Genomic DNA, 1,702 nt, shown 5'->3' on the forward strand with positions numbered 1-1,702 from the left:
GGGAGTCTGAGGTGCTCGCTCATAACGTTTCCGTACGGGGGTGTGGGTTGCGGGATGCATGTTTTCCCATGTCGTGCGGGAAAACGCCGCGGGGAAGGTTTCCGCCGGGCCGAATTGTTAGATACCTGCAACATATAAAGGAAGTGCGAAAATTGCGCCATTCTACACCTGTCGCCGGAAATTGCCATGTAATTATCAGGCTATGCAAAAAAAATCAGGAGGCATTAATTCATCGTGGATCAGGGCCACGTTTCCAGATGTTCACACCAGAAAACGTGGCCCTGATGAAGGGCAAGAAAAAAAAGCGAAAGCATAATTTACTGAAAAACTGCGTTTATTTAACATCAAACCTAAAAAAAGGGGCATCCGAGGCTTTTTTTTTCAAAAGTGTGACCCAGGTCACAACTTTTTTTTTGCTGATGGTGTAGAGTGGGCCGCAATTAGGAATAACAAATTGAATATGGAACTGCTTAATCAGTTAAGGATACATTAACTTCTCGGTCCCTTGACCGGGTACGCCTGGAGGGAGGGCGGCGATGAGTGAAGCGACCAACAGCGAAGTCAAGGACAAGATCAGTGCATTGTATGATGAGTTGTTCGGTCACGACGGCTACGGCCGCATCGAGGTGGAACTCAAGATCCTGCGGCGGGGGCAGAAGGAAGTGATCATCCGCTGCGGCAAGGAGTACCGTTTTGTTTTGGACTATCCCGAACGACGTTCTTCCCGGGCGGCCGCCGACGCAAGTCTGCCGGTGAGGATGGCGTCCGCGGCAAAAACTGGACAACAACAGAAGTAGTCCGCTGCCGGGCGGGGCGCCGGGAGACCCTCTTAGCTGTAGAAAGAACTGGTTGCCCGTGGACAGATGAACGTAACGCCACCGCGTATGACGATGCTTGTGCTCGGGCTGAACTGATGACTCAATCATCACCAATGCTCAAGACACTACCGGCAGCCTGAAGCAGCGAATATTTGCCGTTCACAAAGCACAAGAAAACTGGGAGTACGACACCATGTACCCAGCGGCGCCAAGCCCAGCCGGGTATCTCAACAAAGATCATTCACTCCAGCCGGCGGTTGTCCCTGACACAATCGCCGGCTGGGATGAAGGGTTCGCTGAGGGGAGAGAAGAACCAGCCACCGCCTCATCCCGCCTCCGCATCGCCGGCAATGGCGGTTGCCGCCGCAACGGCGGCCTGACACCAAGCATCGTTCCTCCTTGATCTCCGTTCCGCCATTGCCGGGCCGATGCATAACAGCAAGGGAGACGAGGGTGATGACACAACACGATTGTGCAGGACCGGCGAAGCAGCCCGCCGCCAGCCGATGCCCGCCTCCGGCGGCAAGAGAACAACCCGCCCCGCAAAACAACGGTCACCTGATCGGGATAGTGGGGAAACCGTCCCGCGGGGCGGGTTTTTGGCGGCGCCACCGGAGCAAGGGTGTGCCGCATCTGGCAGGAAACAAGTTTTTCCCCGTGCCGTCTTAGTTTCCACCCCACATGGAACCTCCAGAAGACGGCACGGGTTTTTTGCCCCTGATGGCACAAAAATAACCGCGTGGGCGGAAACAGACCCGCCCACCCTGCAGATCCATCCCTGGAACGCCGTAGGGTGGGCAAACAGCTGTATCGTTTGCCCACGCGGAACCGATGGAAAATAAACAACCGCGTGGGCGGAAACAGACCCGCCCACCCTGCAGCCC

Annotated in this window: 3 protein-coding genes; all 3 read left to right on the forward strand. The window is 55.7% G+C overall.

Translation table 11 applies throughout. From position 1 onward, the window contains the following. On the forward strand, positions 1-428 hold a 428-nt coding region (locus tag JWG43_RS17440), incomplete at its 5' end, for a hypothetical protein (RefSeq protein ID WP_205244222.1). Between the two features lie 108 nt (positions 429-536). Then, positions 537-797: a hypothetical protein gene (locus JWG43_RS17445; protein WP_205244223.1), complete on the forward strand. Its 261-nt coding sequence runs from the start codon at positions 537-539 to the stop codon at positions 795-797. 214 nt (positions 798-1,011) lie between these two features. Further along, a complete protein-coding gene (locus tag JWG43_RS17450; protein ID WP_205244224.1) occupies positions 1,012-1,221 on the forward strand; it encodes a hypothetical protein in 210 nt (69 codons plus the stop codon). Positions 1,222-1,702 lie beyond the last annotated feature (481 nt).

It is taken from the genome of Desulfobulbus alkaliphilus (assembly GCF_016918545.1).
Lineage (GTDB): Bacteria > Desulfobacterota > Desulfobulbia > Desulfobulbales > Desulfobulbaceae > Desulfobulbus > Desulfobulbus alkaliphilus.